Source organism: Avibacterium volantium, assembly GCF_900635775.1.
GTDB classification, from domain to species: Bacteria; Pseudomonadota; Gammaproteobacteria; order Enterobacterales; family Pasteurellaceae; genus Avibacterium; species Avibacterium volantium.
Map to the genome: position 1 here is coordinate 179,009 of NZ_LR134167.1, position 23,441 is coordinate 202,449.

Here is a 23,441-nt window from a genome sequence, read left to right on the forward strand (position 1 = left end):
ATATTGAAGGATTTTATGATAGATCGCATTTTTATTGAAGAATTGGTCGTTTTCGCTCAAATTGGCGTGTATGACTGGGAACAACAAATCAAACAAAAGCTTATTTTTGATGTAGAAATGGCGTGGGATTGCCGTCAAGCCGCCCAAACCGATGATGTCGCCTACTGCCTCAATTATGCGGAAGTGAGCGAATTTATTATCCATTATGTGCAATCTAAACCCTTTTTCTTAATTGAGCGAGTGGCTTATGAAGTGGCAGCGCAGCTTGAACAAAAATATGGACTGAGCTGGTTAAAAATCAAATTAAGCAAGCCCAAAGCCGTAGCACAAGCGCGCAATGTAGGGATTATTGTAGAACGTGGCACAAGATGAACAAACAGCATTATGGCTATCTTTGCCTGATTTTAGCCACCTTATTTTGGGGCGGTAATTATATTTTCGGCAAAATGCTAAGCCGTGAAGTGGATCCCATTGTGCTAACTTATCTTCGTTGGTTTCCCGCTGCGGTGATTTTGTTATTGCTGTTTGCTAAACGTACCCTCGCTTTCTACCCCACTATTCAAAAAGCGTGGAAAATTTTAACCGCACTTTCTTTACTCGGCATCGTCATCTTTCCGCTGTTTCTTTATCAAGGCTTGCAAAGCACCACTGCCCTGAATGCGAGCATTTATCTTGCGGTTGTGCCGATTGCGGTATTATTGCTAAATCGTCTTGTTTTCGGGGATAAAATTCGCCCTTTAATGCTTGCAGGGGCAGTGGTGAGTTTCTTCGGGGTATTATGTTTATTAAGCCAAGGCGATCCACAAGCCTTACTGAACTTTAATGTGAATAAAGGGGATTTATGGGCGATTGGCTCGGCCTTGAGCTGGGCGCTGTACTGCTGCATTATCCGCCTACGTCCAACAGATTTACCCAACGCAGTGATGCTCACCTTGCTTGTTGCTATTGCGATGTTGTGCTTTAGCCCAGTTTTTCTCTGGAAAGCCTTAACTGCCAGCGAACCGATTATCAGCCAAATCTCTACGAGCCATTGGGCAATGATTGGTTATTTGGTTATCGGGCCATCTATTTTGTCTTACGCCTTTTGGAATTACGGCATAAGCCTTGTGGGCGGCGCGAAAGGTGCGGTGTTTACCAATGTAACGCCGTTATTCGCGGCGTTGCTTGGCATCAGTGTTTTGGGCGAAGCGCTCTATTGGTATCATTTTGCCAGTGGTGCATTGATTGTGCTTGGGTTGCTGATGTGTAATCGGAAAGGATAATACAATAAATAAACGTAAAGAAACAAAAAGTGCGGTATTTTTCACCGCACTTTTTTCTTATCGTCTAGAAAGATTAATCAATAGCTGGCACATAATTGCCGGCAACGATCGCATCTTTGATGTTATCAGCGGTTTCTAGCACTTGACCAAGCAAGGCTTGCACGTTTTCAAGGGTGGCGATTGGGCTAAGGGTGGTCATTTTTAAGGCTTGTACGCCATTGACTTTCGTTACCCCAATATTGGCTTCACCACGGGCGAAGAGTTCGTCTGCGATATTTTGGTTGAGATTATCAATAAATTCCGCAGGGTAATTCGCAGGATTAACACGGAATAACACCGAAGCAAATTGCAGTTCAACTAATAATTCAAGGCCTTCTGTGGCTTTGATGTAATCCGCCACTTCGCGAGTGAGTTTCACCCCGTGGTCGATCATTGAGCCATACAGTTCTTCACCGAGTGCTTCTACGGTGAACCATAATTTTAACGCGTCAAAACGGCGGGTGGTTTGTAGGGATTTTGCCACGAGGTTAGGTACGCCGTGTTCTTCATCATATTCTGAGTTGAGATAATCCGCTTTGTAGTCGATGAAGCGATAATTTTCTGGATCACGCAGTAAAAACGCACCGCAGGAAATGCTTTGGAAGAAATGCTTGTGGAAATCAAGGGTAACGGAATCCGCCAGTTCTAAGCCGTCTAACCAATGGCGATATTCATTGGAAAGCAGTAATGCCCCGCCCCACGCGGCATCAACGTGTAGCCACGCTTGATATTGGTCAGCCAGTTGGCGGATTTCTTTCAGTGGATCAATCGCACCCGCGTCCGTTGTACCTGCGGTTGCCACAATGCACGCCACTAATTTTCCTTCCGCTTTGAGATTTGCCAAAATTTCCGCCAAGGCATTGACGTCCATTTGTGCATTTTCATTACAAGGCACGCTCACCACAGATTGGAATCCCATTCCCATCATTGCCATATTTTTTTGCACGGAAAAGTGCGCATTTTCTGAACATAACACTTTTACACGTTGCAAGGCTTCTGCTGGCAAGCCATCTTGCTGTACAGACCATTCTTTGCCTTCCGCATTTTTCCAGTGTTTTGCCACGCAAGCATCACGCGCCAATAGCACGCCCATTAAGTTAGATTGCGTACCGCCAGAGGTAAACACGCCCGCATCACCTGCGGCATAGCCCACTTTTTCACGCAACCATTCGATCAGTTGCACTTCCATTAATGAGCCTGCGGGGCTTTGATCCCAAGAGTCCATTGATTGATTGGTGGCATTGATGAACACTTCTGCCACTTGGCTTGCCACCATGGTTGGGCAATGTAAGTGTGCTAAAGAATGAGGGTGATGCACTTTTAGGCTTTTATTTAAGAATAATTCCGTTAAGCGATCTAAGGATTTTTCTAAGCCAAAACCTTGCTCAGAGGGTTGAAAAGCAATTTCTTCGCGTAGCTGTTTGATGCTGCCGCCGGTGTACATTTTGTTATTTTTGAGCCAATTTCCTACCGCACTTATTGCTGTTGCCATATTTTTTTCATAATCAGCGATAGATTGTGGATCATTGCAAAGAAGGGATTGTTTGTGTTTTGCGAAATCGACCATTGAGAATTTCCTGAAAGATGGTTGAGGTAAAAATAGCTAAAAGGGGCGTTACACACCCCAGTTAGCTAAATGAACAATTAGCCACGCACGGCTTTTAATGCGTCTGCAACAGATTGAGCAAAGCGTTTGATTAATTCTTCGCTTTCTGCTTGGGTGATGATGAGTGGGCAAAGAATACGCACCACGTTACCGCCACGACCGCCACGTTCTAACAATAACTTATTGTTAAAGCAGGCTTTTTGGATTGCAGCGGCAAGTTCACCATCTGCTGGATAAGCGCCGATGCGATCTTGTGGTTTACGCTCATCAACAATCTCAATCCCGATCATTAAGCCACGTCCACGCACGTTACCGATACAAGGATACTGTTGGGCTAATTTCTTCAATTCAGTTTGTAAGAAATCACCGCGTTCTAAAGCATTTTGTGCCAAGTTTTGCTCACGCATTACTTTTAATGACGCATAACCTGTCGCCATTGCCATTTGGTTGCCGCGGAATGTGCCTGTGTGTCCTGCTGGCTGCCACGCATCAAATTCTTTGCGAATAGCTAGCACCGCTAATGGTAAACTTCCACCTACCGCTTTTGACATTACAACGATGTCTGGCTCGATGCCTGCATATTCAAAGGCAAACATTTTTCCTGAACGGCAGAAGCCTGCTTGTACTTCATCAAGGATTAACACAATGCCGTGTTTTTTGGTCACTTCACGGATTTTTTGTAACCATTTCACCGGCGCAGTAACCACACCGCCTTCCCCTTGAATGGCTTCAAGAATCACGGCTGCAGGTTTTACCACACCGCTTTCAACATCTTCAATAAAGTTTTCAAAATAATAGGTTAAAGCATCAACACCTGCTTCACCACCTAAGCCTAATGGGCAACGATATTCGTGCGGATAAGGCATAAATTGTACGCCTGCCATTAAGTTTTGTACTGCGTTTTTCGCGTTTAAGTTGCCTGTCATCGCCAATGAACCGTGGGTCATTCCGTGGTAACCACCAGAGAATGCGATAACATTACCACGCCCTGTGTAGGTTTTAGCAAGTTTTACCGCTGCTTCTGTGCCATCAGCACCAGAAGGGCCACAGAATTGCAAGCGATACTGATCTTTCGGGAAGAAAGAAAGCAGTTCTTCGGTAAATGCGTCTTTTAATGGCGTGGTTAAATCTAATGTATGAAGCGGTAAACCACTGCTTAATACGTCTTGAATAGCTTGGATCACCGCTGGGTGATTATGTCCAAGGGCTAATGTACCTGCACCAGCTAAGCAATCAAGATATTCATTACCTTCTACATCCGTTACCCAGCAGCCTTGTGCTTTTGCGATCGCCAATGGCAATTTGCGTGGATAACTACGCACATTGGATTCCATTTCATTTTGACGAGTAAGGTAATATTCGTTGGTTGCGTTGTTGATTGGATTTACAGGAGTGTTTGTCATTTTTAATCTATACCTTCGATAAGAGGTTAAAAAAATAAGTCGGGTGCCTTGCGGGATAATGCAATTCTTTTGTTCTCATTCTGCGTTATTTCGCCTTGCCTGAGAACAAAATAAATATGCATTATAAGCCTAAGCTTTCTTATTCTTAAAAATAAGATGCCATGGGGCATTTTGACTCGCTACTTATTAAAAAAAGCGTTTCAGCTTTTTTATTTTTTTCCGATTTGGAAAACAGAGGTTTCGTAAAGCCTAAGCCTTACAAAAGACGGGATATAGTACCCTTTTTTGCTAGAAAGAAAAGCGATTTTTACTTATTTAGGCAAAATTCTCAAAAATTACACCGCACTTGTTCTTTGCCAATAAGTTTTCTGGGCAAAAACGAATTTATTTGACGTGTGTTTGATTTCATCAAGCTCAATTTGCCATAAATCCGTGTTCATTAATCGTGCAAAGGGGTAACGGTCATAATAGCGTTTAAGGGCGGATTTAAAGGCTGATTGATGGGCATTTTCATCAAGCAAAACGGCACGCCCTTTAAATTGCACGCCTTCAATCTCGCTCACTTGATCTGTTTGGGTGGCGATCGTGCCAACCACCAGATCACTTTGTTGCATAATTTGTGCGTGTTGGGTAGAAAGGGAAGAAAAGAAGATCAAGCTGATATTGCTGTCATCAAGCACATAAAAGCAGTTGGCCGCCCAAAAGCCTTGTGCGCTATGTACGGCAATGCTCATCACCGTTTGCTGTTGTAAAAATTGTGCAATGTTATGGGGAAGATTTTTCATCACATCATTTTTCATTATATCAAAGAAAATGCCCTGCAAAACAGGGCATTAGGTTTACCTTAAGCATTTTTGGCTTCTGTTGTTTCCGCTAGTGCGGTAGAATTTTCTGGCGTTTTTTCCTTTTCTTCAGGGGCTAAGTTTTGCACCGACATAGCAGATTTCAAACTTTCTTGCTGAAGTTGTTTAGCCAATTCATTTTCACCGTTTTGCTCAAACACATAGATCGCCATTGTAATATCATTTGGCTCAAGCTGTGCTTTATTTTCAATGACTTTCTTGAAAGCTTCACTTGCTTTGGCAAATTCACCATTACGCACATACAAGTAACCTAAAGCACGGTTTGTGCAACAACAGCCTTGATCTTTACTTTGTTTCGCCCGTTTTTCCATAATTTTCAGCAATTTACTGTTATCTACTGGTTGAACACGGGTAATTTGTGTGCAAAGTTGTTGTGCCAGTGGGCTGTTGTCGTCCACTTTTTTCAAGGCTTCTAAGATCAATTTATAAGCGGTTTCGTGATCATCACTGTCAATTAAACGGCGAATTAATCCCACTTTCACATAAAGATCATTTTGACGTTTACGCGGTTGATCGTCCCACCATTGTAGCAAGCCGTCCACGCCTTCTTCATTCATTTTCTCATCAAGCAAACCATCTTCAACGCGATGTTGTAAGGTGGTAAATTCTTTGTCGGAATAAAGCCCTGACTTTTCCACTTGATCAAGAATTTTGTCTAAAGCTTCAAAAGCGTGGGATTTTAAGTAAATCTCAACCGCGAGTTTCAACACTTCTTTATTGCGGTGGGTCATTACTAATAGGCTATCAATGGCACTGCGCGCAGCTGGCAATTTATTTTGCTGTAACAAAATTCGCGTGCGGGCAATCTCAACAAGCAGATTATCCGTGCCAGCCAATTCGGTCGCTTTAATTAAATAACGATTTGCGCCAAACTCATCACCACGCTGTTGTGCCGCTTCCGCCGCTTTAATAAAGTTTAGGATTGGCTCATCAGAATGTTTAGCATTTTTACCAATCAATTTTTCTGCTTTAGAATATTGCCCCTCGTCCATTAGCATTAACCCTTCAAGGGTTTGTTTTTGCGCTTTAAGACGTTTGCGGCGCGAGAACCAGCCATAGGTGCTGTTGCTCAAACGGCAGAATTTGGTGATGATCCATTCAATGCCATACACCACCGCCATTGCGATTACAAAGAAAATCACAAGAGTGGTGATGGACATTTCAATGCTGTAGCTATTAGTTTCAATCAACACATAGCCTTGTTTGCCCGATAAATAAGGGCCTGCGATTAAGCCGGCAAGTAACACCAGCATTAAAAATAGGGTTCTAAACATTGCTATTTCCTCTACTGTTGTGTTTGCTCAGGTTTGTCAGAATTTTCTACCGCACTTTTATGTTCTGCATCAGGTTGTTTTTCTGTGTCAGCTTGATTTTCGCTCGGCTTTTCACTTTGGCTTTCATCGCTTTGCGCTGTGTTGTTTTCAGCTTTGTCTGCTTCTGGTTGTTCTGCAGGGGTGGCTTTCGCCTCTTGTGCCGTTTCTTTAGCCACATCTTTATCTACGGAAATCTCAATTTTCTGCACTTCTTGTGATGGTTTATTAAGCAGTTTATCTAGCATATTTAGGCTGCTAAGTTGGGTTGGCACATCGACATAAATAGATTGTTCCGCCAGTTCGTCCACTTCATTTAAGAAGGTTTTTGCCACTTCCGTGTTGGTATCGAAATAACTTCTCACCCAAGATGCCACAGTTTCTAAAGATTGTTTATACAAATCATTTTGCTGACGTGGCACCGCCATAATCGCTAGCTGTAAGCGTAAACGAATGTTTTCACGCAAATAAATATCTTGGTTTGGCGCAAGCAAGGCTTTGCTTTCAGCATTTTTTGGTGTAACGCGAATAAAATGATTTAAGAAAGAGGTCGCACTTTTCTCCGCATTTTCTTTCCAATCTTCCCAAGAGCCACTTAATTTTTCGTTAGCGGGATTTGGATCATCAAAATTCACGTTTAGCACGGTGAGTTCGTCCACGTTATTTGCCAGCTGAGAAAGGCGTTGCATAATGGCGTTTTGATCGATATTGTTCACCGACAATAGCTGTTTTAAATCTGCATTAATGGCGCTACGCACTTGCATTGCTCGCGGATCAGACACCTTACTTAAGGTTTCATCAGCCACTTTTAATAGCGAAACCGCGGTATCCACATCATTATCTAGCACTAATTTGCGTAACGCATTGTTTAATAAGAAATCCGCTTCAGAAAGCAACCAATCATTCGGCTGTGCCGTTTTCTGTGCATTACTTAAATTCTTAACTTGATTTTGTAATGAGGTGATTTGTTGATCCTTGATTTCCACCATTTTTTCTAACGCCGTTAATTTGTCGTTGGTGGATTGGCTAGTTTGGGCAAGCTGTGCAATTTTTGCTTGATCTTGTTTTAATGCGGCTAAATCGCTATCCATCAAGCCCTGTACGTTGGCTGGCACAGCGCGTTGTTCTAGGGCGGTTAATCTGCCTTGCACTTTGGTTAAATGCTGTTCCGCAAAATAATACCCTGCGCCACCTAGGCCTAACGCCACCAATAAGGCTAAAATCGCCACACCCGTACCGCCTTTTTTAACGATGACGGTTTCAGGCTTAGGTTGTTCATTGTTTGCTGCAACTTGCTCTTGTGATGTTTGCATCGGTTCTTCCTTTGTCGTTTCAAGGGTGTCTTGCTCGTTTTTCACCACTTCAATTTCTTGTTCAGGAGTTTCAGTTTGGAGAGAATTTTCCACAGGTTCGACAGATTGTGCCGTGTTTTCCACAGCAGGATTTTTACCTGTTTTTTTTGCGTGATGTTTAGCCATAATTTATTCCTTATGATTATTAAAACTCGTTAAATTGTAATAAGGTATCGCACAATGTTGCATTATCTGCTCGTGGTGAAACGTCCACCTTTTCCCAGCCCATTGCGAAGGCAAAGCGTTGAATTCGTTCGCTAACCGTGATCAAACGGCAAGACTTCAGCCAATTATGTTCATTTTTTGGCACAAAATCTAGCAATAAACACAAAATTTCTTTGCTTGTGGCAAGAATTGTCGTAATTCCCGCACGCTTTAACATACTGGTTTGTTCAACAGGATCATAAACCAAAGGTTCACGGCGGTAGCATTCCAAGGTTTGAATTGTCGCCCCTCGTAAACTGGCTTGTTCCGCAAAAAATGCTCGCCCACCATTACCGCGTAAAATCAAAATGGTTTTATCGTGCAAATTTTTCATTGCCGATAAAGAAAGCACACCCTCACTGGTTTCTTGTTGAAAAGGATAATGAATATTCTGTTCTGTTTGACTGGAAAAGACCTGCGCGGTTCGTTGTCCGACCGTAAAATAATGTAAATCTGCTCGCCATTGAAAGCCGGCTTGCTTCAGACTTTCTGCGCTGTAAGTTACCGCATTTTGCGATACCACAAAAACGTAATCACCCGCGTTGAGTTGATTAAGCTGACGGGGTAAATCATTTAGTTCACGCCCTGCTTGAATGGAAAAGAGCGGAAAATGAATGGCTGCAATGCCTGCCTTTGCAAGCATTTCTACCAGTTGTTTGCCCTTTTCATCAGGGCGCGTAACCAATACTGCCATTTTCTTTTCCTTGCTGTTATAAGCCTAGACGATTAAATACCCAGGGCTTGCAAAATTTCATTAGCCCCTTGTTTTAACAGGCTTTCTGCCACTTGCACGCCTAATTCTTGCGAATTTTCCACCGCACTTTGATTTTCTGCACGAATGATTAAGCTGCCGTCTGTTTTGCCTACCAAGGCTTTAAGATAAAGCTGGTTGTCACGAATTACCGCATAGCCTGCGATGGGTACTTGGCACCCCCCTTGTAAGTGGTTATTCATTGCTCGTTCTGCTAGCACACAGGCGGTGGTTTCTGCGTCAGCCAATGGCGCTAATAATTGTTGCGTTTCAACATCATCAGTGCGACATTCAATGCCCACTGCACCTTGTCCTGCCGCTGGCAAAGAGGTTTCCGTATCAATGAAAGAAGCGATGCGATCGGCCATTCCTAAACGAATTAAGCCAGCGGAAGCCAAAATAATGGCATCGTAATCGCCGTTATCTAATTTGCTCAAACGTGTTCCCACATTGCCGCGCAAGGATTGAATATTCAAGTCTGGACGTAAGGCTTTCAGCTGACACTGGCGGCGTAAACTTGATGTTCCCATCACCGCCCCTTCAGGTAGCTCATCTAAAGTGCGGTAAGAATTTGACACAAATGCATCGCGCGGATCTTCACGTTTACAAATCACGCTCAAGCCTAATCCTTCAGGAAATTGCATTGGCACATCTTTCATTGAATGTACCGCAATATCCGCTTCGCCATTTAATAAGGCGTTCTCTAACTCTTTGACGAACAAGCCTTTGCCACCAATTTTGGCTAAAGGCGTGTCTAAAATCACATCGCCTTTGGTAACCATTGGCACAAGCTCCACCGTAAGTTGTGGATATAATTGAGTTAAACGATCTTTAATATAGTTAGCTTGCCATAATGCCAAAGGGCTACGGCGCGTGGCGATTTTGAGTAGTTTTTTTGTCGTCATCGTGCAAAAAGAAGATTAGAAATAATTGCCTTATCCTATCACTGTTGCTGAAAAATGTCAGTTTCCATTTAATTTTTTTGCTTTCCTATGAGGCAAGTGATAGAGTAATACTTCAATTTCTTTTCAAAAAATGCGAGGAAATTGTTCATTTATCAATCCCTCTTTCCTAGGATATAAATTGAATTACGATATTAATAGTGCGAAAAAGCAAGTGGAATATCTGGATAACTTACGTTTTGAGCGTGCAATTTCGGGTAGTTCAACACAATTTAACCAAGTATTTCAGACCATTAGCTTATTATTGCACCTCAATCATCATCAACTGCCGGGGTATATCGAAAATGCCCCCGCTGGGATTGTTGATTTTGTGTTATCGGATTATCAACGTGAATATCTTTCCGCGCGTTTTGATTTAAGCGAACAAGAAATTGAAAATTCGCCATTTTCCCACCGCACTTTCTTTCCTGTGCTTGGCGTTTATGTTATGGGTAGCATTGCCTCAATTAGCCAAACGTCCGTCTCAGATTTAGATATTTGGGTTTGCCACCACCCACAAATTAGCCCTGAAGATCGCCATTTATTAAGCCAAAAAATGGAGGCGTTACAGCAATGGGCATTAACCTTAGGGGTGGAAATTAATTTATATCTAATGGATCAAAACCGCTTCCGCTGCTTTCGTTATGCCGATCCTTTGACGGCGGAAAATTGCGGTTCAGCACAATATATGCTGCTGCTTGATGAATTTTATCGTTCCGCCATTCGCCTTGCGGGTAAGCCGCTATTGTGGCTACATTTGGCGGTAGAAAACGAAAAAGATTATGAAAATGAAGTTACACGTTTAATCGAAGAAAAGGTGATCGATCCTGATGATTGGGTGGATTTCGGCGGCTTAGGGGCATTTTCTGCCAATGAATATTTTGGTGCGAGCTTATGGCAACTCTACAAGGGGATTGATTCGCCTTATAAATCCGTCTTAAAAATTTTGTTGCTGGAAACTTATTCGGCGGATTATCCCGACACTTACCTTATCGCGCAAGAATTTAAAGCGCGCTTGCTTAATGGGGACAAAAAACATCATTTTGATCCTTATCTCACAATGCTGGAGCGAGTAACCAATTATTTAATCGGTCTTAACGATTTACGCCGTTTAGAATTTGTGCGCCGCTGTTTTTACATTAAAGCGAACGAATACAGCAACAAAGTGCCGAAAAACACTTGGCGCTTATCGCAATTACAAAATCTTGCCCGCACTTGGGGTTGGTCGAAAGATTTGGTGCAGGAACTTAATCAGCGTGCCTGTTGGAAAATAAAACGGGTGAAAGAAAGCCATAATAACTTAATTAAGTTTTTGATGTTCAGCTATCGCCATTTAGTGCAATTTGCCCGCAAATATAAGGTAAATTCCAGCATAATGCCGCAAGATATTAGCATTTTAACCCGTAAACTTTATACTGCCTTTGAAGAGTTACCGGGCAAAATCACCTTGCTCAATGCGATGATTTCTTCTGATTTATCGGAAAAAAACATCACTTTTATTGAGGTGAAAAATAACCGTAATTTCAAAGATGGCTGGTATTTGGTTAATCAAACGCCTGATATTCATGGCTTTCAACAACAGCGTTATGTGGAATATAGCGAAAATCTCAATAAACTTGTGGCTTGGGCATATTTTAACCGCCTGCTTACGCCAAAAACCGAATTACATATTTTCAGCCCCAATGTTGATCTGCATAAATTACGCCACTTTGTCGCCGATCTTCGCTTGTCCTTGCCCGCCATCGTGCCTGTGGCAAGTAACGAAGAATTAAACCACAACTGTGAAATCAAAAATTTGGTGGTGTCGATCAACCTTACCAAAGATCCCACTGCACACTTATCTGAAGCCAAAGCCAGCATTGTCGCCAGTGATTTATTTAGCTTTGGCCCTGATGAAGAAAGTTTAGTCGGTAGCATCGATCTTACCTACCGCAATTTATGGAATGAAATTCGTACCCTGCACTTTGAAGGGCCGAATGCCATTTTGCTCGCATTAAAAGTACTTTCTAACAAAATTTATCGTGGCGCAACTTCACCACAAAGCGTCAATGTGTTTTGTTACAGCAAATATTATCAAAAAACCTTGCGCAACATTGTTACCGCCTTAATTCAAAAATGTATCAGCATTCAAGTGGGTGTGAGTGATGCACCACAAAATAACTTATTGCGTGTGGCAGGGAAAAACTGGCAATTTTTCTTTGAAGAACGCGGCATTAGCCTACAAGAAATCCACAATCCGCCATTGATTGATAACAATGATTTTAATGTCGAAGTGCAAGAGGCCATCGAACATAAAGAAAAGCCCCAAGCGCGCAAAAAATATCCTTATGAAATTGACGCCTTTGCTAGCGAAGGCTTTTTACAATTTTTCTTTGAAAATAACTTGGATCACACATTCAACGTCTATATTTTAGATGAAGCCAACCGCATTGAGATTTATCGCAACTGTGAAGGCGAAAAAGAACAGAAAATTTATGAGATAAATCATATTTACCAGTCGGCAGGCTTGGAGGGAGATAATAATCCGTATAAAATTGTGCAACGAAATTTTAACTACCCACAATTTTATCAATTATTACCAAGTGATAATGGGATCAAAATTGTGCCATTTTATAGCCGTTTGGTGTCATCATAATAGGGGAAACTATGCTTGATAAAATGAAAATATTGCTCATTGACGATCATCCATTGATGCGTCGTGGCATAAAACAATTATTAGAACTTGATGAAGCATTTGAAGTCGTTGGAGATGCAGGGAGCGGCACGGAAGGCATTCATCTTGCATTACGCACTTCGCCAGATTTAATCATTCTTGATTTGAATATGAAAGGGTTATCAGGATTAGACACCCTTAAAGCATTGCGCGCAGAAAATGTGGATGCTCGCATTATTATTCTCACCGTTTCTGATGCGAAAAATGATGTGTTCACCCTAGTGGACGCAGGCGCAGATGGTTATCTATTAAAAGATACCGAGCCAGATCTACTACTTGGGCAAATCAAACGCATTGCACAAGGCGAAGTGATTTTAAGTGATTCCATTAAAGATCTGCTGTTAGAACAGCGCCCAGAACAAGATCCAATTTACACCTTAACGGATCGCGAAATGGACGTGTTACGCCTTATCGCCACAGGCTTATCCAATAAACAAATTGCAGCGCAACTTTTCATTTCAGAAGAAACGGTAAAAGTGCATATCCGCAATTTGCTGCGTAAACTAAACGTTCATTCTCGTGTTGCCGCCACAGTGCTTTATTTCCAACACAAAGGTGCTTAACCATTTCAAAACAAAAGAGCGGTGAAAAATCCGCTCTTTTTTCTTATCTTTTATCTCTACTTCTTTCTCGTTCTACAAAAACTTAACAAAAAAGCACCGCACTAACTTTCCTACGATAAATGGAAAATCGTGCAAAATAGAAGTGCGGTTGGAAATTTTGGTGTTTTTATTTCTGAAATTGATGATTCAACAAGCTCAAAATATTTTTATTCAGAAATCCACAGTGGCAGTTTGATCACAACACGCAACCCGCCAAGATGGCTTGAGGCTGCCCAAACTTTTCCTTGATGTTCACGGATAACATTGGCGACAATCGCAAGCCCTAGCCCTGTGCCGCCTGTTTCGCGGGTTCTTGCTTCGTCAATACGGTAGAAAGGCTTGAAAATATTTTCATATTCACTGGTTGAAATGCCTGCCCCATTGTCATCAATCGCAATAACCATTGAATTATCTTCAACGAAGATCGTTGCTTCAATTTTAGAATGCGTATATTTCAGCGCGTTGCGTAAAATATTTTCAATGGCACTGCAAATTAGCCCTTTGTTTCCATTGAGATAATATTGGCTTGGTTTATGGATAAGCTGTTTTACTTTAAAAGATAATTTTTTCTGTTCTGCCTCAAAGCGGCTATCTTTAATAATATCGTGCCAAATTTCGGTGATGGGGAAAATTTCTCGCAGAATGTGGCTGTTTAATTGCTGGCGCGAAAGCAAAAGTAGATCGTTGATCATTTCATCAAGGCGTACCGCTTCTTTTTCGATGCGTGCAATTTCTGCACTGCTGTTCACGCGCCGGCGTAATAATGCCAGTGCCAGTTGCAAGCGGGTGAGCGGTGTTCTTAACTCGTGTGAAATAGAGGAAAGCAAAGTTTGCTGATTAGAAAGCAGATCTTCTAAGGCAATCGTCATTCGGTTGAAACTTTGTCCTACTTGGCGTAATTCAATAGTCCCTTGGGTTTCAAGGGATTTGTCCACTTTAAAATTTCCTAACGCCACGGCATTTGCGGCTTGTTGTAAATGCCGTAATGGTCGTCCGATACTGCGTGAAAGCCACCACAGCAAGGGGGTGGAAATCAACATAATAAATAATATGAGAATATAAGGGCGGTCAAAAATGTAGGAAAGAATTTCTTTTTGTGGATTAACACGGCTGACAAAATAGAGCGTGTAAGGCACATCATTTTCTAAATTGAGATGTACGGTAAAAGGCCCTGCAATTTGAATGTCATAAAAGTTTTTTTTCAGCGGTTTTAATGTGGTGCTGGTGTGGTACATAAATTGCTGAATAGGGGCAATTTCTTCCTTTCTTGCGCCGAGAATATTGCCGTTTTGATCGGCAAGAACGGGATGAATGCCGTCAAATTTATCCACAGGGATAACTGGCACACCTGAGATAATATGTGCCAGTTGTTTATTACGAATGGTGGTGGATATTTCACCGTAATACCCCGAAACCTCTTCGTTGCCTAGCTCGGTGTAAATACGTGCGTCAAAATAAGGCAGTAAAAAAATCAATGCGAGGAGAAGAACAAAAGCAAGCCAGAATAAGGCAAAAATTCGCATTGAAAGTGTATTAAGAAAAGTTAATTTCATTTTGATTGAGTTTATTTAGACGCAACGAGCAGATAACCTTTGCCTCGTAATGTTTTGAACCAAGGGGAATCATCATTTCGTGGTGGAAGTTTTTTCCTTAAATTTGACATATGCATATCAATGGCACGATCAAAAGGCGTGAGCGGTTTACCAAGGATTTCCATACTCAAGTGCTCACGAGAAAGAATTTGCCCCGGGTTGGCAATAAGAATTTGTAATAAGGCAAATTCAGTGCCTGTGAGTTCGAGATTTTTATCTTCATAAAGCACTTGCTGACGTCCCGGATAGAGGGTTAAACCACAAAATTCAATCTGCTGATTTTCTTCCGATTTGTTTTCATTCACTGAATTTGCTAGTTCGGTACGGCGTAAAATGGCTTTAATTCTTGCTACCAATTCACGATCATTGAAAGGCTTCGGTAAATAATCGTCCGCACCCAATTCTAAGCCGATAACGCGATCAATTTCATCGCCCCGTGCCGTGAGCATCATTACCGGTGTGGTGAAATGCTGCCTAATCTGTTTTAGGGTTTCAATGCCATTTAATACAGGCATCATTATATCCAATAACACGAGGTGATAGCTATTATCCAATTTGTCTAAGGCTTCTTTACCATTGTTTGCGGTATCTACCTCAAAGCCCTCTAACTGAAGTAATTCAGCCAGAAGTTCCACAAGTTCAATATCATCGTCCACTAATAATAATTTAGCCATTATGATTGGTCCTTATAATTAAGTGCGGTGTAATTTTGCCGAATTTTTTATTTCCAGAACTGCCACCAACGTTTGTTTTGACTTTCTGAAGCTTCAATCACCACATTGTTGATTTCTTTTTCACCGGCTGTTGGCAATGGCTTATCTAAATCAAGATGAGTAACCACCCCTTGCTTATCAAAGTTTACGATAAAGGTGTGTTGTTCTGGCGTTTGGTAAGCCTTTTGGATAAGGAAAACATAATACCAAGTGTCATTACTAAATGGGTCAATTAAAACAGGTGTGCCCAATAAATATTGCACTTGTTGCTTATTCATTCCCACTTTTACTTGATCCACCGTGGCAGCTTCAAGATAGTTACCCTGCGGCACATCAATACGATACACCACTTTGCTTACGGTTGAACAAGCCGTTACACTTAGCGCTAACATTGCTGCTGTAATAAGAGTTTTTAACTGCATATTGGTTACCTTTTATTCTTTAATAATGAAGGGGATAATACCTAAACTTCGCCCTATTGCCAAATTAATTCTAGCCTTTTAGCCAGCGTTGTAATTGATCACGCAAATTTGGTGGCAAACCTTTAATCGTGAGCGTATCACCCATTTCGTCCCAAATCACACGTTGATTAATTAGCTCCGCATCAAAACTGATGGTTACCCCTTTGCCAGAGCCTGAAAACTTGGTTAAGCCTTTCAACGCTGAACGCACCGGAGGAATATGCTCTTCCAAGCCATAATCTTGCGTTTGGGTAAAATCTGCAAAAGACTGCTCGTTTAGAGTGGGCAAGCTATCGGAAAGTTCCCGCAATTCAATTTCTTCCCCCGCGCTCATTTGTCCTTTGCAATATTCAAACACTTGCTTTTTCACCGCTTGTGATTGCTCATTGTTTAATTCACCTTGTTCGCAATAATCACTCACCGCTTGCAATAAACATTGGTTTTGCACTTGCGGATTTAAGCCCTCTTCGGCTTGTAGAAAATCCATAAAAAAGTCGGCAATTTTACGCCCCACTTTTCCTTTAATAAAAGTAAGATAGCGGTTGGAATTGGCGTCCACTTGCAAATCCGTCAGGTTAATGCGTGCGGCAATGTCAAATTGGGTGAGATCCAAATATTGCGTACGATGAATTTCTAAATTTTCGTCCACCAACATACTGGCTCGGCTATCAAGCAAGGCGATAAATAAATAATCAGTGGCTAAAAAATTATATTGGCACAGCACGAACGTTCCGCTATCAGCGAAGCTATATTTACCTAACTCTTGGGCGAGTTTTTGCGCCGATTGGTGGCTAAACGGTAGGAAATCTAATTCATTTTCGAGAAAACGGTTAAGATTTTGCGCAAACTCTGACGCTTCTTCAAACACACCATAGGCTTTGGCTTTATTTTGATAACCTTGGTGTAAATGCAACATCATTTGTTCCACTTCAGGGCTAATGGGCAACAGCTCATTGCGCAGCTGCACATCAAGTTGAATAGCCTCTTCTTGCTGGTGTTTGACCAATTGGTGTAACACAATTTGCTTAACCGTAATACTCATTTTTTAATCCATATTTATAAAAACAAATTTGTGCGATATTATAACCGCACTTTAGGCGAAAATATGCTAGCATACGCAAAATTATTCTCAGCCTTCAAATTTAACAACAATATTCATTATGGCGAAACAATCAAAATTTCAAGATAAACAAGTCGATACCTTATTAAATGAACTCATTGCCGTGTTTGAAAAACATCAAACGCCGGTGGATTTATCTTTAGTGGTGCTAGGCAATATGGTTACCAATGTTCTCAAAAATAATATGGGACAACAGCAACGTATCGCCCTTGCTCAGGCCTTTTCCGATGCGTTAATGAATTCTTTGAAAGAGAAACAATAATCAAATGTTTGGAATTAAAACAAGCAAACAATATCGTGAAAACACCTCGCGAAAAATCGCTTGGGGGCATTGGTTTGCTTTTTTTAATATCCTTTGGGCGATTGTCATTGGCGCACGTTACGCCTTTTTGATCGATTGGCCAGACACGCTGTTTGGCAAGCTCTATTTTTTCATCAGCCTACTCGGGCATTTTAGTTTTATTGTTTTTGCCCTGTATTTACTGATTATTTTTCCGCTCAGTTTTATCGTAAAAAACAACCGCACTTTCCGTGGGCTGAGTGTGATTCTCACCACCATTGGCGCAACCTTATTATTAGTCGATACCGAAGTTTTCGCGCGCTTTAATTTCCACCTGTCTTCACTCGTGTGGAATTTGTTGGTGAATCCTGATAATGGTGAACTTTCGCGCAACTGGCAACTGTTCTTCGTGCCGATGCCAATTATTCTGTTGATTCAAATGCTGTTTTCTCGTTGGTCGTGGGAAAAATTACGCAGCCTTGAACGACAAAAATGGCTCAAAGGCGTGGGCGTATTCTTTGTTTGCACCTTTATTGCTACTCATTTAATTTATGCTTGGGCAGATGCCTTTATCTATCGCCCGATCACAATGCAGAAATCCAATTTTCCGCTGTCTTACCCAATGACGGCGCGCTCTTTCTTGGAAAAGCACGGTTTCTTAGATAAGGATCAATATAGCCAAACTCTAGAACAAGAAGGGCGACCTGAAGCCTTAAAGATTGATTATCCAAAATCGCCGTTGCATTTTACTCCAGTTAAGCCAAGCAATATTCTGATGATCACGGTATCTGGACTGCGTTATGATGCTGTCAGCGCAGACAAAATGCCAAAACTCAGCGCCTTTGCCGAGCAAGCCACGCAGTATCTCAATCATTACAGCACGGGCAATAACAACAACACCGCCTTAACAGGCTTGTTCTACGGATTAACGGCGAACTACACGGATAGCCTATTAAGCAACAAAACGCCATCAGTACTCATTAACGCACTCAAACAAGAGAAATCCGCTTATCAGTTGGGATTATTCGCCAGCGATGGATTTCACGCCAGTTTATTAAGCCAGAATGTGTTTAATCAACAAAAATTAGATCACAAAGTACGCAGCAATCAAGCCAGCGTGCAACAATGGCAAAATTGGTATGCCAAACGCCATAGCGAAAAACCTTATTTCAGCTATTTAAGTTTAGCCATTCCAAAAGACTTAAATGAAACAGGCTATGTCCTTCAACTAAATGAATTAGACGGCTTGCTAGATAGCCTGTTAAGCCAAGTGGATCGTCAAAATACGTTAATTTTGATCACCGCCGAAGAGGGCTATCACTTTAAGCCATTAAGTGAAAAACAACAAAGCAACTATTTTGCGCCAGAACAAATTCAGGTTCCGCTGATTATTGCGTGGCAAGGGCTAGCGCAAGGTCAAGTGGAAAAACTCACCAGCCACACAGACATTTTGCCTGCCTTAATGAAACATTTATTTGGCGTGCAAAATCCAGCTTCTGATTATGCGCAAGGCGTGGATTTATTTAACCCTGCATTACGCCGTACTTGGGTGCAAGCAGGCAATTATCGCTGGAATGTGATCATCACCGCCAACGGCACGCAATACCACCTTGATCGGCGCGGAAATTATCAAAAATATGACCGCACTTATGAAAAAGCCTCTTCACGCACGCCACCGCTTGGCTTGTTCTTAGAAGTGTTTAATCAAGATAGTGCTTTTTTTGAAAAATAAAATGAATAAAATTCAGGCAACCAATAGTTAAAACCAATTATATTTTTACTATTGAACCGCTTATACTATCGCCCCAGCAAAGGCATTTCGCCCGTTTTATTATTCAAATCAATCTGGACAAGATAGAATGTTATTAAGTAAAAATCTGCGAATTTTTCATAACATTACACAACACACCAATCAAGACGCTCACCGCTTGAGCGCAAAGCTATTTTCTCTTAATAACAAGATCCCACTTTATTGGGATTTTTTCATATCTAGCCTATTGTCCGCCTCGCTTTCATTATTACGGAGAAAATTATGCGTAATCACGTTCGTAGCTTTAAAACCTATATCAGAGATGAAATTATCAAGAAAGGCGGTTGGGTAAACTCACACGCTCACGCTGACCGTGCGTTCACCATGACGCCAGAGAAAATCGGCATTTATCATACGAGCAACTTGCAACAAAAATGGGATTTAGTGGACGAAGTCAAACGCACTTCCACCGTAGATGACTATTATGCGCGCTTTTGCCAAGCTATTGAATTGATGATCTCACAAGGGGTAACCGCCTTTGGTACTTTTGTGGATATTGATCCCATTTGTGAAGATCGCGCCATCATCGCCGCCCACAAAGCCCGCGATGTATATAAACACGACATCACCCTTAAATTCGCCAATCAAACCCTAAAAGGCGTAATTGAACCCACCGCGAAAAAATGGTTCGATATTGGCTCAGAAATGGTGGATATGATCGGCGGACTTCCTTATCGTGATGAGCTAGATTACGGACGTGGCTTGGAAGCTATGGATATTCTGCTCGATAAAGCTAAATCCCTCGGCATTATGTGCCACGTTCACGTTGATCAATTCAACACACCAAAAGAAAAAGAAACAGAACAACTGTGCGACAAAACCATTGAACACGGAATGGAAGGACGCGTGGTGGCGATTCACGGCATTTCCATCGGCGCGCATTCCCGTGAATATCGTTACAAACTGTACGAAAAAATGCGCCAAGCGCAAATGATGATGATCGCCTGCCCAATGGCGTGGATCGACAGTAATCGTAAAGAAGATTTAATGCCGTTCCACAATGCACTCACCCCAGTTGATGAAATGATTCCCGAAGGCATCACTGTTGCCATTGGCACGGATAACATCTGCGATTATATGGTGCCACTATGTGAAGGGGATATGTGGCAAGAACTCAGCCTACTCGCCGCAGGCTGCCGCTTCCCAGATTTAGACGCAATGGTAAACATCGCCAGTATCAATGGACGAAAAGTACTGGGCTTGGACGTTTAACTACCGCAAATAAAAATCCTCCACACACAGAGGATTTTTCACCTTATCAAACTCCCTGAATTTGAAAGCCATAATAAACAAAAGTGCGGTGGGATTTTTGATAATTTTTCTAGCTAACCTACATTCGCTACAAGCAGCCGTTTCCCAGATTTAAATGCAATGGTAAACATCGCCAGTATCAACGGACGAAAAGTGTTGGGATTGGACGTTTAACTGCCACAAATAAAATCCTCCACACACGGAGGATTTTTCACCTTATCAAACTCCCTGAATTTGAGGGGGCCATAATAAACAAAAGTGCGGTGGGATTTTCGATGATTTTTCTAGCTAACCTACATTCGCTACAAGCAGCCGTTTCCCAGATTTAAATGCAATGGTAAACATCGCCAGTATCAACGGACGAAAAGTGCTGGGCTTGGACGTTTAACTACCGCAAATAAAATCCTCCACACACGGAGGATTTTTCACCTTCTCAAACTCCCTGAATTTGAAAGCCATAATAAACAAAAGTGCGGTGGGATTTTTGATGATTTTTCTAGCCAGTCCATAACAAGGCTTATCTCATTTGAGCTAATCTTTGACGTAAATCCTCTGCCGTTTGGCAGGTTTTAATATGCTCAAAAAGTGCGGTGGCTTGTGGGTAAGATTTTTTCAGATATTGTAGCCATTGTTTGGTGCGGGCAATGTGGTAAAAGCCGGTATCTTGCAGGTTTTCAATATGCGCATAGCGGTGCAGCAAAGGCATTACCCCTTGCGTCCAATCTAATTTTTCCTGATTAAACTTCACCACAAGGCTTAAGTTGGGAATGGTTAATGCACCACGTCCAATCATTACATCTTGGCAGCCTGTTATGGCAAGGCAGTCTTGCGCGTCTTGCCAATGCCAAATTTCACCATTTGCGATGACAGGAATGGCTAAACGCTGACGAATTTCACCAATTTTCTGCCAGTTGATCTTTTCTGCACGATAGCCATCGGTTTTGGTGCGCCCGTGAATGGTGATTTCCGTACCGCCGCCTTGTTGCACCGCATCAGCAATTTCAAAGGCGTGATTATCACTATCCCAGCCCAAACGCACTTTCACGCTCACCACCTGCTCTTTCGGTAAGGCTTCGCGTAAGGCTTTAGTGGCTTGGTAAATCAATTCGGGCTGCTTTAATAATGCCGCGCCACCGTGGCTACCATTCACAGTTTTAGAAGGACAACCACAGTTAAAATCAATGCCGTGCGATCCCAATTCCACCGCCAACACCGCATTTTCCGCCAGCCACTGTGGGTGTTGCCCTAAAAGTTGTACGCGCACAGGCGTTCCCGCGGGCGTTCGCCCACCGTGCTGCAGTTCTGGACATAAACGGTAAAAGGTTTTGATTGGCAAACGCTGATCCACCACACGCACAAACTCCGATACGCACAGATCATAATCGTTAATTTCAGTCAAAAGCTGCCGCACAAGGGGATCAAGCACGCCCTGCATTGGCGCGAGGAAAACACGCATTTTATTTACTATTACTCTTTTGATAAAAATAAAAAAGCTGAATTTTTCACCGCACTTTGTTATTTGAGAAAAACGGTAAAAAATTCAGCAATGCAGAAAGGTTTACTTCCACCCTTTCGCTTTACAAATCAAATCATAAGCGGCTTGAATTTGTTGGGTTTTTTCTTTCGCCATTTCAAGCATTTCTTCAGGTAAGCCTTTGGCGACTAATTTATCGGGGTGGTTTTCGTTCATTAAACGGCGGTAAGCGCGTTTTACTGTGGCGCGGTCGTCATTTTCGCTCACGCCAAGCACGTTGTAAGCATCTTGCAAGGTTGGGCCGCTGTGTGTTTGATAACCACCACCCTGATAGCCGCCTTGTTGGTAATCGCCCTGTTGTGAGCCGTTATATTCATAATAAAACCCACCGCGGCTGAATTGGCGGGCGGCGATTTCTGCCATTAGAATTTGTTGGAATTGGAAACTGGATAAGCCCAATTCTTCTGCCACCACTTGTAGCACTTCTTTTTCATTTTCGTGCAAATGATCATCGGCAAAGGCAGCTTGGAGCTGAATGCGTAAGAACATTCGCAATAAGTCGCTACGCTGACCGCAGGCGGTGCAAAATTCGCGGATCACTTGACGCAATGGGAAATTCGGATCTTTCCCGCGATTAAACGCTTCTTGTGCCAGTTTGCGACCTTTGTCGTCCAAATTCATTTGGTTCATTAGGTTGTTGGCAAGGGCGATGTCGTCTTGCGTAACGCGACCTTTGGATTTCGACAAATGGCCCAGCACCGCAAAGGTGGTTTGCATAAACAAGGATTGACGGGTTTCTTTGCGTTTGAAAAAGCTCGAATTGACGCTGCCTAGCTCATACAATTTTTTGTCGGCTAAATGCCCTAAATAAGCGCCAACCAGCCCACCAAAAAAGCCGCCAAAACGGTAGCCAATAAAAAAACCTAATAACTTTCCAATAAAACTCATTCTGTTCTCCAACTTGAGTTATGCATAAAATCTTGAGTATACATAAAATAAAGTGCGGTGCGTTTTTCGCGATTTTTATACGCTGTATTTTAGATGCCATACTGCTCACGATAAGCACGCATCGCAGGCAAATATTGTTGATAATCCGCCTCTTGCTCAATAAATTGCATTAAATCGTCAAAATCAATAATCGAAAGCACGTTGCATTGATAATCGCGTTCCACTTCTTGAATGGCAGAAAGCGTGCCTTTGCCGCGTTCTTTACGATTTAACGCAATCACCACCGCACTTAATGTCGCTTGATTTTGTGCGATCAAATCCATTGCTTCGCGAATTGCCGTGCCAGCGGTGATCACATCGTCCACCAATAGCACCTTGCCTTGCAATGGGCTGCCAATTAAATTGCCGCCTTCGCCGTGATCTTTGGCTTCTTTACGGTTAAAACACACTGGTTTGTCAATGCCATATTGCTTAAACAGCGCCACCGACACCGTGGTGCCAATGGGAATGCCTTTGTAAGCAGGGCCAAAAATCACGTCATAATCTAAGCCGCTTGCTTGAATGGCTGCGGCATAAAATTCGCCTAAACGTGCTAAATCCGCGCCTGTATTAAACAAACCTGCATTAAAGAAATAAGGGCTAATGCGCCCAGATTTCAAGGTAAATTCGCCAAATTTCAGCACATTACGGCTGAGTGCGAATTTGATAAAGTCGATTTTGTAGCCTTGCATTTTCGCCCCTAATTA

Annotated in this window: 21 protein-coding genes; 7 read left to right on the forward strand and 14 right to left on the reverse strand. The window is 42.3% G+C overall.

The annotated features are described in order from the left end of the window. Positions 1–15 precede the first annotated feature (15 nt). Both folB and ELZ61_RS00900 read left to right on the forward strand, forming a co-directional pair. Positions 16–372, forward strand: a complete 357-nt coding sequence (gene folB, locus ELZ61_RS00895) for a dihydroneopterin aldolase (protein ID WP_126370796.1) — start codon at positions 16–18, stop codon at positions 370–372. Then, positions 369–1,262, forward strand: coding sequence for a DMT family transporter (locus tag ELZ61_RS00900; RefSeq protein ID WP_126370798.1), 894 nt, complete (start codon positions 369–371; stop codon positions 1,260–1,262). Before folB ends, ELZ61_RS00900 begins: the two co-directional genes overlap by 4 nt. A 73-nt stretch (positions 1,263–1,335) precedes the next feature. Here ELZ61_RS00900 and ELZ61_RS00905 read toward each other — a convergent pair whose 3' ends face one another. From ELZ61_RS00905 to hemC, 7 genes are all read right to left on the reverse strand, one after another. Beyond that, positions 1,336–2,868: a pyridoxal phosphate-dependent decarboxylase family protein gene (locus ELZ61_RS00905; protein WP_126370800.1), complete on the reverse strand. Its 1,533-nt coding sequence runs from the start codon at positions 2,866–2,868 to the stop codon at positions 1,336–1,338. A 77-nt stretch (positions 2,869–2,945) separates the two neighbouring features. Further along, positions 2,946–4,310 (reverse strand): diaminobutyrate--2-oxoglutarate transaminase, encoded by a 1,365-nt coding sequence (locus tag ELZ61_RS00910; RefSeq protein WP_115248965.1) that lies wholly within the window; start codon positions 4,308–4,310, stop codon positions 2,946–2,948. A gap of 335 nt (positions 4,311–4,645) precedes the next feature. Continuing rightward, entirely contained in the window at positions 4,646–5,134 is a 489-nt protein-coding gene (locus ELZ61_RS00915) for a pyridoxamine 5'-phosphate oxidase family protein (protein ID WP_126370802.1), read from the reverse strand. A 20-nt stretch (positions 5,135–5,154) separates the two neighbouring features. Continuing rightward, on the reverse strand, positions 5,155–6,447 hold the full coding sequence (locus ELZ61_RS00920; RefSeq protein WP_126370804.1) for a heme biosynthesis protein HemY: 1,293 nt from the start codon (positions 6,445–6,447) through the stop codon (positions 5,155–5,157). A gap of 11 nt (positions 6,448–6,458) precedes the next feature. Further along, complete coding sequence (locus ELZ61_RS00925) at positions 6,459–7,961, reverse strand: uroporphyrinogen-III C-methyltransferase (protein ID WP_126370806.1); 1,503 nt, start codon at positions 7,959–7,961, stop codon at positions 6,459–6,461. Positions 7,962–7,980: 19 nt separating this feature from the next. Beyond that, on the reverse strand, positions 7,981–8,733 hold the full coding sequence (locus ELZ61_RS00930) for a uroporphyrinogen-III synthase (protein WP_126370808.1): 753 nt from the start codon (positions 8,731–8,733) through the stop codon (positions 7,981–7,983). A 32-nt stretch (positions 8,734–8,765) separates the two neighbouring features. After that, positions 8,766–9,695 (reverse strand): hydroxymethylbilane synthase, encoded by a 930-nt coding sequence (hemC, locus tag ELZ61_RS00935; RefSeq protein ID WP_126370810.1) that lies wholly within the window; start codon positions 9,693–9,695, stop codon positions 8,766–8,768. Between the two features lie 178 nt (positions 9,696–9,873). Between hemC and ELZ61_RS00940 the strand changes: the two genes are divergently transcribed. Beyond that, complete coding sequence (locus tag ELZ61_RS00940; RefSeq protein WP_126370812.1) at positions 9,874–12,366, forward strand: class I adenylate cyclase; 2,493 nt, start codon at positions 9,874–9,876, stop codon at positions 12,364–12,366. An 11-nt stretch (positions 12,367–12,377) separates the two neighbouring features. Beyond that, entirely contained in the window at positions 12,378–13,007 is a 630-nt protein-coding gene (locus tag ELZ61_RS00945; RefSeq protein ID WP_126370814.1) for a response regulator, read from the forward strand. A 206-nt stretch (positions 13,008–13,213) separates the two neighbouring features. Here ELZ61_RS00945 and cpxA read toward each other — a convergent pair whose 3' ends face one another. The 4 genes from cpxA to yejK form a co-directional block, all read right to left on the reverse strand. Continuing rightward, positions 13,214–14,605, reverse strand: a complete 1,392-nt coding sequence (gene cpxA, locus ELZ61_RS00950) for an envelope stress sensor histidine kinase CpxA (protein ID WP_422386263.1) — start codon at positions 14,603–14,605, stop codon at positions 13,214–13,216. A 5-nt stretch (positions 14,606–14,610) separates the two neighbouring features. Continuing rightward, positions 14,611–15,312: an envelope stress response regulator transcription factor CpxR gene (gene cpxR, locus ELZ61_RS00955; protein WP_103854749.1), complete on the reverse strand. Its 702-nt coding sequence runs from the start codon at positions 15,310–15,312 to the stop codon at positions 14,611–14,613. Positions 15,313–15,359: 47 nt separating this feature from the next. Further along, positions 15,360–15,773 carry an outer membrane protein assembly factor BamE gene (bamE, locus tag ELZ61_RS00960; protein ID WP_103853601.1) on the reverse strand — a complete coding sequence of 138 codons (414 nt, stop codon included), beginning with the start codon at positions 15,771–15,773 and terminating at the stop codon, positions 15,360–15,362. Between the two features lie 70 nt (positions 15,774–15,843). Then, positions 15,844–16,854 carry a nucleoid-associated protein YejK gene (gene yejK, locus ELZ61_RS00965; protein ID WP_103853600.1) on the reverse strand — a complete coding sequence of 337 codons (1,011 nt, stop codon included), beginning with the start codon at positions 16,852–16,854 and terminating at the stop codon, positions 15,844–15,846. Between the two features lie 118 nt (positions 16,855–16,972). On the opposite strand from yejK, the gene ELZ61_RS00970 reads away from it, so the two are divergent. The 3 genes from ELZ61_RS00970 to ELZ61_RS00980 all read left to right on the forward strand — a co-directional run bounded on the left by ELZ61_RS00970 (position 16,973) and on the right by ELZ61_RS00980 (position 20,234). Further along, on the forward strand, positions 16,973–17,194 hold the full coding sequence (locus ELZ61_RS00970) for a YejL family protein (protein ID WP_103853599.1): 222 nt from the start codon (positions 16,973–16,975) through the stop codon (positions 17,192–17,194). Between the two features lie 4 nt (positions 17,195–17,198). Beyond that, positions 17,199–18,944, forward strand: coding sequence for a DUF3413 domain-containing protein (locus tag ELZ61_RS00975; RefSeq protein ID WP_126370818.1), 1,746 nt, complete (start codon positions 17,199–17,201; stop codon positions 18,942–18,944). Positions 18,945–19,244: 300 nt separating this feature from the next. Next, positions 19,245–20,234, forward strand: a complete 990-nt coding sequence (locus ELZ61_RS00980) for an amidohydrolase family protein (protein ID WP_103854751.1) — start codon at positions 19,245–19,247, stop codon at positions 20,232–20,234. 556 nt (positions 20,235–20,790) lie between these two features. Here the strand turns inward: ELZ61_RS00980 and dusC are convergent. The 3 genes from dusC to pyrE all read right to left on the reverse strand — a co-directional run bounded on the left by dusC (position 20,791) and on the right by pyrE (position 23,426). Continuing rightward, a complete protein-coding gene (dusC, locus tag ELZ61_RS00985) occupies positions 20,791–21,729 on the reverse strand; it encodes a tRNA dihydrouridine(16) synthase DusC (protein WP_126370820.1) in 939 nt (312 codons plus the stop codon). 102 nt (positions 21,730–21,831) lie between these two features. Continuing rightward, the gene (djlA, locus tag ELZ61_RS00990; RefSeq protein WP_126370822.1) at positions 21,832–22,695 is read right to left on the reverse strand and encodes a co-chaperone DjlA; all 864 of its coding nucleotides are present in this window, start codon (positions 22,693–22,695) and stop codon (positions 21,832–21,834) included. A gap of 89 nt (positions 22,696–22,784) precedes the next feature. Next, the gene (gene pyrE / locus ELZ61_RS00995) at positions 22,785–23,426 is read right to left on the reverse strand and encodes an orotate phosphoribosyltransferase (protein ID WP_115248980.1); all 642 of its coding nucleotides are present in this window, start codon (positions 23,424–23,426) and stop codon (positions 22,785–22,787) included. Between the last annotated feature and the right edge of the window lie 15 nt (positions 23,427–23,441).

Coding starts and splice junctions, on each gene's coding strand:
- ELZ61_RS00970 (WP_103853599.1), top strand. CDS start 16,973: ATGGCGAAACAATCAAAATTTCAAGATAAACAAGTCGATACCTTATTA.
- hemC (WP_126370810.1), bottom strand. CDS start 9,695: ATGACGACAAAAAAACTACTCAAAATCGCCACGCGCCGTAGCCCTTTG.
- yejK (WP_103853600.1), bottom strand. CDS start 16,854: ATGAGTATTACGGTTAAGCAAATTGTGTTACACCAATTGGTCAAACAC.
- dusC (WP_126370820.1), bottom strand. CDS start 21,729: ATGCGTGTTTTCCTCGCGCCAATGCAGGGCGTGCTTGATCCCCTTGTG.
- ELZ61_RS00925 (WP_126370806.1), bottom strand. CDS start 7,961: ATGGCTAAACATCACGCAAAAAAAACAGGTAAAAATCCTGCTGTGGAA.
- ELZ61_RS00980 (WP_103854751.1), top strand. CDS start 19,245: ATGCGTAATCACGTTCGTAGCTTTAAAACCTATATCAGAGATGAAATT.
- ELZ61_RS00900 (WP_126370798.1), top strand. CDS start 369: ATGAACAAACAGCATTATGGCTATCTTTGCCTGATTTTAGCCACCTTA.
- ELZ61_RS00905 (WP_126370800.1), bottom strand. CDS start 2,868: ATGGTCGATTTCGCAAAACACAAACAATCCCTTCTTTGCAATGATCCA.
- pyrE (WP_115248980.1), bottom strand. CDS start 23,426: ATGCAAGGCTACAAAATCGACTTTATCAAATTCGCACTCAGCCGTAAT.
- ELZ61_RS00945 (WP_126370814.1), top strand. CDS start 12,378: ATGCTTGATAAAATGAAAATATTGCTCATTGACGATCATCCATTGATG.
- djlA (WP_126370822.1), bottom strand. CDS start 22,695: ATGAGTTTTATTGGAAAGTTATTAGGTTTTTTTATTGGCTACCGTTTT.
- ELZ61_RS00930 (WP_126370808.1), bottom strand. CDS start 8,733: ATGGCAGTATTGGTTACGCGCCCTGATGAAAAGGGCAAACAACTGGTA.
- ELZ61_RS00910 (WP_115248965.1), bottom strand. CDS start 4,310: ATGACAAACACTCCTGTAAATCCAATCAACAACGCAACCAACGAATAT.
- cpxR (WP_103854749.1), bottom strand. CDS start 15,312: ATGGCTAAATTATTATTAGTGGACGATGATATTGAACTTGTGGAACTT.
- bamE (WP_103853601.1), bottom strand. CDS start 15,773: ATGCAGTTAAAAACTCTTATTACAGCAGCAATGTTAGCGCTAAGTGTA.
- folB (WP_126370796.1), top strand. CDS start 16: ATGATAGATCGCATTTTTATTGAAGAATTGGTCGTTTTCGCTCAAATT.
- ELZ61_RS00975 (WP_126370818.1), top strand. CDS start 17,199: ATGTTTGGAATTAAAACAAGCAAACAATATCGTGAAAACACCTCGCGA.
- ELZ61_RS00920 (WP_126370804.1), bottom strand. CDS start 6,447: ATGTTTAGAACCCTATTTTTAATGCTGGTGTTACTTGCCGGCTTAATC.